The sequence below is a fragment of the Microbacterium aurantiacum genome (assembly GCF_021654035.1).
Classification (GTDB): Bacteria; Actinomycetota; Actinomycetes; order Actinomycetales; family Microbacteriaceae; genus Microbacterium; species Microbacterium aurantiacum.
This window is the reverse complement of sequence record NZ_JAJPDW010000013.1, coordinates 1-7,461: the sequence shown is the minus strand read 5'-3', so window position 1 is coordinate 7,461 and position 7,461 is coordinate 1. Positions and strand designations below refer to the sequence as shown.

The window sequence follows — 7,461 nt, the reverse complement described above, 5'->3', positions numbered from 1 at the left end:
CTCGAGCGGGAGCGCTTGTTCAGTCGCGCGTGGATCTTCGTGGGTCACGAATCAGAGATCCCTCAGCCCGGCGACTACGTGGTGCGGCGAGTGCTCGACGACTCGTTCATCGTGGTGCGCGACGAGAGTGGCTCCGTCAAGGCGATGTTCAACATGTGCCTGCACCGAGGAATGCAGGTGTGCCGGGCGGAAATGGGCAACGCCTCGCACTTCCGCTGCCCGTATCACGGCTGGTCGTACGGCAACGACGGACGAATCGTGGGGCTGCCGTTCCACGAAGAGGCGTACGGTGGCGAGGCTGGCTTCAATCGCAAGGGAGCCCGCCTGCTTCCGGCGCCGAGCCTCGACAGCTACAACGGGTTGATCTTCATCAGCATGGATCCGGATGCGCCACCGCTGATCGACTACCTCGGCGATTTCGCTTTCTATCTCGACTACTACACGAAGCAGAGCTCCTCGGGCATCGAGCTCCGCGGCCCGCAGCGCTGGCGGGTGAAGGCGAACTGGAAGATCGGCGCAGAGAACTTCGCCGGCGACATGTACCACACGCCACAGACCCACACCTCGGTGGTCGAGATCGGCCTCTTCCGCGAACCGAAGGCGGAGAAGCGTAAAGACGGCAACACGTACTGGGCGGGCAACGGCGGAGGCACGACCTACAAGCTTCCGGAGGGAACGCTCGAGGAGCGGCTGCGCTACGTGGGCTACCCCGACGAGATGATCGACCGGATGAAGGAGGTCTGGTCCCAGGACCAGCTCAATGTGATCGGCGAGAACGGCTTCATGATCTCGGCGGCCTCGATCTTCCCGAACATGAGCTTCGTGCACAACTGGCCGAAGGTGGAAGACGGCGACGACGTGCTCCCGTTCATCTCGATCCGTACCTGGCAGCCGATCAGCGAGAACGAGACCGAGGTGCTTTCCTGGTTCGCCGTCGACGCAGCGGCACCGGAGGAGTTCAAGGCTCTGTCGTACAAGGCGTACCTGATGTGCTTCGGCAGCACGGGGATGTTCGAGCAGGACGATGTGGAGAACTGGGTGTCCCTTACGAACACCGCGAAAGGGAATATGGCGCGGCGCTTGCTGCTGAACAGCCGGATGGGCGTGCTGAAAGACGGCAGATTCGTCGTGGAGCCGCTCGGACCGGACGCGTTCTCTGGCCCGGGCGTGGCCCACGTCGGTTACGGAGAGTACAACCAGCGGCATCTGCTCGAGCGCTGGGCGGACTACCTCGAGACGGAGCCGACCGCGCTGATCATCTCGTCGGTGGGGATGCCGGAGGGGCTGTCATGACCGAGGCGCGCTGGGTTCGACTGAAAGAGTCGCCGCTCGGAGCACATACGACCAAAGCCACGCGGGTGGGGAGTTCGTTGTCGTTCTCGGACGGCCTGCATCTGGAGACGCACAGGTGGCTCGTCGAAGAGGCATACATCCTCGACGAGCAGCGGTACGAGGACTGGCTCGACCTCATCGCCGACGATGTGCACTACATCATGCCCGTGCAGGTCACTACCGCGCTCGGCGCCGGGTACTCGACGTCTCCGGGCATGGCGCATTGGGACGAGAACAAGTACTCCCTGAGCCGGCGGGTCGCCCGCTTCCTCACGGAACACGCCTGGACAGAGGATCCGCCCTCCCGGCTCCGTCACTTCGTCACGAACGTGCGCACCTTCGAGAGCGACGTCCCGGGCGAGGTCGTCGTCGATTCTGCGGTGCTTCTTTTCCGCAGTCGCGGCGACGTGCACGAGCCCGCGGTGATCTCGGCCGGCCGCGAAGACGTTCTGCGACGTGTCGGCGGCGGGTTGCAGCTCGCACGCCGAACCATCACGGTCGACGAGTCGGTCTTGCGCACACAGAATCTGGCGATCTTCCTATGAAACTCGAATGGGAAGGCGAAGAGGACGACCGCATCGCGGCCATCGCAGCAGCAGACGAACGTCAGCGGCTCGAAGACCAGCGGGTAGGGGCTCCGATCTCGATCGCCAATGAGTTCTCGGAGATCCGGGTATCTCGCGTGGAGACACGCAACGGCTCCCGGCTCCTGATCGAGTCGCCGCGATCCGGGCAGTGGGTCGCTCTCGATCCGCTCGAGCTCGAGGCGCTGACCTGGCAGACTACGGCGACGTTCTCCGCCATGATCGCCCAACCGTTCGCACCGATGTTCCCTGAGATAACGCCTGAAGAAGCAGGAGAGGAGTGACACATGCCTGTCGTGAAAGCGGATCTCGGGCTCTGTCAGGGCTACGCCAACTGCATCATGGCCGCGGGAGACTATTTCGATCTCGATGACGACGGCGTCGTGATCCTGCTCAGAACAGAGGTCGACGAGGCCGACCGGAAACGGGTCACCGAGGCGGCGAACAGCTGCCCGGTTTCCGCGCTCCGGGTGGAAGACGAATGACGACAGCGATTGTCGGTGCGTCGATCGCGGGGGTACGGGCCGCGCAGGCGCTTCGGGCAGAGGGGTATCGCGGAGACGTTGTGCTCATCGGCTCCGAGCCCGTGCTGCCCTACGACAAGCCGCCGCTGTCGAAGGGATACCTCGTCGGTGCAGGTGCAGCCGAGGTCACGCTCCTCACGGCGGCGGAGGCGCTCGAGCTTAACATCGACCTTCGTCTCGGTGTGCCGGCGGTAGGTCTGGACCGTGCGTTGTCGGAGCTCCGGCTGGCGAATGGACGGCGGGTCGGCTTCGATGACCTCGTGGTGGCGACCGGCGTCCGCGCGCGGCCGTCGCCGTGGGGTGAAGGCGAGGGAATCCATGTGCTGCGGACACTCGACGACGCAGACCGGCTGCGCGCCGAGCTAGTTCCCGATCGCAGGATCATCGTCATCGGAGCGGGCTTCATCGGCGCCGAGGTCGCCGCGACCGCTCTTGGGCTCGGAGTCGATGTCACCCTGGTCTCGGCGACACGCGACCTGATGTCACGCCGGCTCGGTGACGAGATTGGCGCCCTCTTCTCGCAGAAGCACTCCCGGCATGGCGTACATGCGGTTCTCGGACGGACGGTCGCGCAGATCGACGGTGCGAAGGGAGACTTCCGCGTGCTCCTGGATGACGGTTCCGAGCTCCACGGTGATGTCGTCGTCATCGGCATCGGGGCAGTGCCGAACGTCGAATGGCTCGAGGACTCAGGGCTCGAGATCGACGACGGTCTCGTCTGCGACGAATTCCTCACGGCACTCGGCGCCCCGGAAATCCATGCGATCGGCGATGTTGCGCGGTGGCGGCATCCGGTTCGCGGCGATCTCACCCGTCTTGAGCACTGGACGAATGCGGTCGACCAGGCGCGCTGTGTCGCGCACAACATCGCTCATCCCGACGACCGACGCTCATATCTGCCTGTCGAGTATGTCTGGAGTGACCAGTTCAACTGGAAGCTGCACATCGTCGGTCGCACGACGGCAGTCAACCCCGAGATGGTGACGGACCCTCGAACACCCGACCGGATCGCGTCTCTGTACTCTCAGAATGGTCTGTCATTCGACGGGGCAGTGGTACTGAATTGGCCCCGCGCTCTCGTCGAAGTCCGCCGGTCCATCGCAGCGGGATCGTCGCTTTCCGACGTTCGTGTACGACTGGGCCGGCTGCTCGAATCGGCGTCCGGATAGACCTGGACGGGATCGCCTTGCCCTTGATGGCGGCCCTGAGGGCCGGCAGGAACGATACAGTTTCTGTTGTGCAGAGAAATAGAGCAGCCGACGGAGTCGATGCGGCTCCGCAATACCGATCGAGTCGGTCGACAATGCCCTGAAACTCCTGCTCCTGCTCGGTGAGAAGAACGAACTTCGACTGACGGACGCCAGCAAGCACCTGGGTGTCGCGACCTCAACGGCGCATCGCATCCTCGCGATGCTTCAATGGCGAGGATTCGTGCGGCAAGACCCGCGAACGAAGACATACGGGCCAGGGCCGTCGTTGACCACGATCGCCTTCTCGGTGCTGAGAAAGATGGACATCCCGCAGATCGTGCAACCGATCCTCGAGGAACTCAGCCACCAAGCCGGCGAGACGGTTCACCTCGGCACGCTCGACGGCAACTCCACTCGCTTTCTCGCAGTCTCGGAACCGACGACGGCGGTGCGAGTCGCTTCACGGTTGGGCAAGGAGATGCCGGCCCATTGCACCTCCACGGGAAAGGTTCTCCTGGCGCAGCTCCCGCGAGAACAATTGGACCGTCTCTACCCCGACGAGCAACTCTCACAGGTGACTCCGCAGTCGATCCGTACCAAGACCGAGCTCCTCGCACAACTGGATCTTGTCGCGAAGCAGGGCTATGCAACGAACCGGGAGGAGAGCGAGGAGGGCGTGGCCTCGGTGGCCGTGGCCGTTCCCTCGGCGAGCGGGCTGCGGTTGGCGATCAACGCATCTGCCCCGGTGTTCCGCTTGCCTCCCCGCAAGGTGAAGACCCTCGTCGCACTCCTCGATGAGGCAGCCGTACGTCTGGCCGACCTGACCTCCTGAAGGCTCGTCGTCTCTTTCCCCTGCGACCTGGTGCAGGGGTCGTTCGGCGCGTTCTGAAGAGAGCTCGAGCCATGCTGGACTGTTGGCGCCGCGCAAGCTATTGTGTCTTCTAGTTAGCAACAAGTTCTGCTCAGCAGATAAATATGCGAAGAGGATGATCAATGCAGATCGTACTGGTGCACGGCGGATGGGTAGGCGGCTGGGCGTGGGACGGCGTCGCCGACGAATTGCGCAGAATGGGGCACGAGGTGATCGCGCCGACGCTGCGCGGTCTCGAAGACGGTGACGTGGACCGCTCCGGCGTCACGATGAGCATGATGGCGCGCGATCTGATCGATCAGGTAAGAGAGCTCACCCAGCTCGACATCGTGCTCGTCGGTCATAGCGGCGGAGGTCCGCTCATCCAACTCGTCGCTGAGGCGATGCCCGAGCGCATCGGCCGGGTCGTCTTCGTCGACGCCTGGGTGCTGCGCGACGGCGAGACCATTAACGACGTGCTCCCCGATCCGTTGGTCGCAGCGATGAAGGCGCTTGCGAGTCAGTCCGACGACAACACCATCGTCATGCCGCCTGAGCTCTGGGCCGCGTCTATGCAGGACATGTCCCCGTTCGAGCAGCAGCAGCTCGCCGCGCTCGAGCCGAGGCTCGTCCCATCGCCGGCAGGCTGGTCCTCTGAGCCGATCCGCCTCGACCGGTTCTGGGCGAGCAGCATCCCGTCAAGTTATGTGTTCCTCGCTCAGGACCAGACCGTTCCCGCTGAGATCTACCAGGCCGCGGCCGGGCGGCTTGATAGTCCGCGCACGATCGAGATCGACGGAAGCCATTTGGTGATGCTCACGCATCCGGAGAGGCTCGCACGGGCCCTCGACGCCGTCATTGCCTAACAGGCCTGGGGAAGCTATGGATTCGATTTCACGCCCAGACGACGTCGCGCCGATCTCGTACACCGAACTGGCGCCGTCGGGTGCGCCTGCTCGGTGGATCGTCCTCGTGCACGGGGGTGGTGCCTCGAACGAGTACTATCTCGAGACGCCCGACGGCCGACAGGGCTGGGCGGCACGATTCGTATCGCTTGGCTACGGTGTGCTGGTGGTGGACTGGCTGGGGTTGTCCTATGAGGCGGCCCAACACGTCGATGATCGTGCGGCGTCTGCGCGGCTGGACTATGAGAGCGTGTGCCGAGGGATGGGCGTGTTCCTCTCTGGTCTCGGCCGGAACGTCGTGCTGGTCGTGCACTCGATGGCAGGTCCGATTGGCTTCCGCCTCCTAGAGACGCATGGCGATCTCATCGACGGGCTCGTAGCCGTCGCTCCGGGCCCGCCTGGAAATATACAGGCGGTGCCCGAGATCGTGAGGGAGTCCGACCAGGAGGTCTCCATCCGTGGAGCGGCCATCGACTGGACCATCCCGAAGATGGGTTTCTGGGAACCCACAAGCGCCTTCGTGAACGACAAGGCCATCGGACCCAGCCGGCGGTTCCCCCGCGAGTGCATCGAGGTGTTCCGCCGCACCCTTCGGCCGATCCCGGCCCGGATGCTTTATCAGCGTCAGAACATCGGTGGGAGCCAAATGAGGATCGGGCCGACCGACGCGTTCACGAACAAGCCGATTCTCGTCTTCACGGGTGGAGCCGATACCGACCACCCCTCGCAGCTGGATCAGGACATCGTGGCCTGGCTCACCGATCAGGGCGCCGCCGTCACCTTCTGGTCGTCCGAACTGCCTCTTCTCGCTGGGAACGGCCACATGCTGATGGTCGAAGACAATAGCGACGAGATCGCTGACGAGATCGCGCGGTGGATCACGGCGCTCTGACTCGCCACCGTATCGTCCCGGCCATTATTTCAGCCGACCCGACGTCCCCAACAGCGGAGGAGAACGCCAGTCGTTTCCTTCGTGTCACTCGAGGGAACGCTGTGCCAGCTCGTTGCCGACTACGACTTGGTCGATCGGGCCCTTGCTCGAACTCCTCATTTCATACGTCTGGCGATGGACTCAAGGGAGATGTTCGCCGACGGCCGCGTGCAACTCCAGGTCATCGGTGGACAGCTGAGGCGTCTGCCACGACGCATCGAGACGATCGGTTCGCAGCTCGAACGGAACGTTCGGGCTGAGCATAAGGATGTTCCGAGACCTCCAGGAACGCGGATGGATCGGTTCGTTGGTCGGGGAGCTGACGACCACCCTGGTTGGCGTGGCGCTTATCGTCGCTGCGGTGCTACTTTCGGTCTCGGGGGGTGGCCCCCAGCTCGCCCCGACGTCGCACTCCTACCGTTCCTAGGGGCGGGGTGGTCGGCCTCGCGGGCAGGCTCCTCGTGCTGAGGCCGCTGCGCACCTCCTTGATGCGCACCACGCTGATCGCCGGATCCTGGCAAACTATCCCGCGACGCGAATTCGCAGGGGGTGTCGGCGCGACTTTCGATCGACGTACAGTGCCGTCCGTTAACAAACGATCGGTTCGTGCGACCGAACTGTCGAACGCCTGTGCATCGCTGCGGCGAGTTCCTCATGGCGCAGTACCTGGGTTTCGCTTCCGGAAGAAGATTTCACGAACCCCAGCGACACGGTGTTGCGGTGACGTTCGACGAAAGAGAAGAAGGATGGCCCGGCGAATCCCAATCGCGCGAAGTCTCGCCTTCGAAATGACAGAAGCGCTCCTGTGCTCGCGCGTCGGTTACTTCGCACCTTCTAGGTGTGACGTTATCAATTAGGGTGATGACGACCGGTGACGGGTACCGGTACCTGCTGAACTCTGTCGTGTCCGGTGACGGCGACCGCGACGCCTCGTCTGTGTTGACGCGGTATTACGCGGAGGCCGGGACTCCTGGCTCGATGTAGCGCCGAGGGGGTCGCTACTGGTCGGTTCCGACGTTGTGTTCAACCCAGTCGCGCAGATGCTTCAACGGGGCGGCTGCGCTGTGTCCGAGGTCAGTAAGTTCGTACTCCACGCGAGCGGGAACCTCGGGGTAGACGGTGCGAGTGAGCAGGCCGTGGTCTTC

Annotated in this window: 9 protein-coding genes and 1 pseudogene; 9 read left to right on the top strand and 1 reads right to left on the bottom strand. The window is 63.7% G+C overall.

Annotated elements, in window-relative coordinates; all coding sequences use genetic code 11:
* The first annotated feature begins 39 nt into the window (after positions 1 to 39).
* The 9 genes and pseudogenes from LTL01_RS14525 (at position 40) to LTL01_RS14485 (ending at position 6,277) form a co-directional block, all read left to right on the top strand.
* Positions 40 to 1,293: an aromatic ring-hydroxylating dioxygenase subunit alpha gene (locus LTL01_RS14525; protein WP_236969052.1), complete on the top strand. Its 1,254-nt coding sequence runs from the start codon at positions 40 to 42 to the stop codon at positions 1,291 to 1,293.
* The gene (locus LTL01_RS14520) at positions 1,290 to 1,877 is read left to right on the top strand and encodes a 3-phenylpropionate/cinnamic acid dioxygenase subunit beta (RefSeq protein ID WP_005054954.1); all 588 of its coding nucleotides are present in this window, start codon (positions 1,290 to 1,292) and stop codon (positions 1,875 to 1,877) included. The genes LTL01_RS14525 and LTL01_RS14520 overlap by 4 nt, the downstream gene beginning before the upstream one ends.
* Positions 1,874 to 2,200 (top strand): hypothetical protein, encoded by a 327-nt coding sequence (locus LTL01_RS14515; RefSeq protein ID WP_005054953.1) that lies wholly within the window; start codon positions 1,874 to 1,876, stop codon positions 2,198 to 2,200. Before LTL01_RS14520 ends, LTL01_RS14515 begins: the two co-directional genes overlap by 4 nt.
* 3 nt (positions 2,201 to 2,203) lie before the next feature.
* On the top strand, positions 2,204 to 2,401 hold the full coding sequence (locus LTL01_RS14510; RefSeq protein WP_005054951.1) for a ferredoxin: 198 nt from the start codon (positions 2,204 to 2,206) through the stop codon (positions 2,399 to 2,401).
* Positions 2,398 to 3,609 carry an NAD(P)/FAD-dependent oxidoreductase gene (locus LTL01_RS14505; RefSeq protein ID WP_005054949.1) on the top strand — a complete coding sequence of 404 codons (1,212 nt, stop codon included), beginning with the start codon at positions 2,398 to 2,400 and terminating at the stop codon, positions 3,607 to 3,609. The genes LTL01_RS14510 and LTL01_RS14505 overlap by 4 nt, the downstream gene beginning before the upstream one ends.
* A 112-nt stretch (positions 3,610 to 3,721) precedes the next feature.
* Positions 3,722 to 3,874, top strand: a pseudogene (locus LTL01_RS14775) (helix-turn-helix domain-containing protein); the annotation flags it as partial.
* A 42-nt stretch (positions 3,875 to 3,916) separates the two neighbouring features.
* Entirely contained in the window at positions 3,917 to 4,462 is a 546-nt protein-coding gene (locus LTL01_RS14495) for an IclR family transcriptional regulator (protein ID WP_223159176.1), read from the top strand.
* A 161-nt stretch (positions 4,463 to 4,623) separates the two neighbouring features.
* Positions 4,624 to 5,346, top strand: a complete 723-nt coding sequence (locus tag LTL01_RS14490) for an alpha/beta fold hydrolase (RefSeq protein ID WP_236969050.1) — start codon at positions 4,624 to 4,626, stop codon at positions 5,344 to 5,346.
* 16 nt (positions 5,347 to 5,362) lie between these two features.
* Positions 5,363 to 6,277 carry an alpha/beta fold hydrolase gene (locus LTL01_RS14485; protein ID WP_169080437.1) on the top strand — a complete coding sequence of 305 codons (915 nt, stop codon included), beginning with the start codon at positions 5,363 to 5,365 and terminating at the stop codon, positions 6,275 to 6,277.
* A 1,037-nt stretch (positions 6,278 to 7,314) separates the two neighbouring features.
* On the opposite strand, the gene LTL01_RS14480 is transcribed toward LTL01_RS14485, so the two are convergent.
* Positions 7,315 to 7,410 carry a hypothetical protein gene (locus LTL01_RS14480; RefSeq protein WP_370651862.1) on the bottom strand — a complete coding sequence of 32 codons (96 nt, stop codon included), beginning with the start codon at positions 7,408 to 7,410 and terminating at the stop codon, positions 7,315 to 7,317.
* Positions 7,411 to 7,461 lie beyond the last annotated feature (51 nt).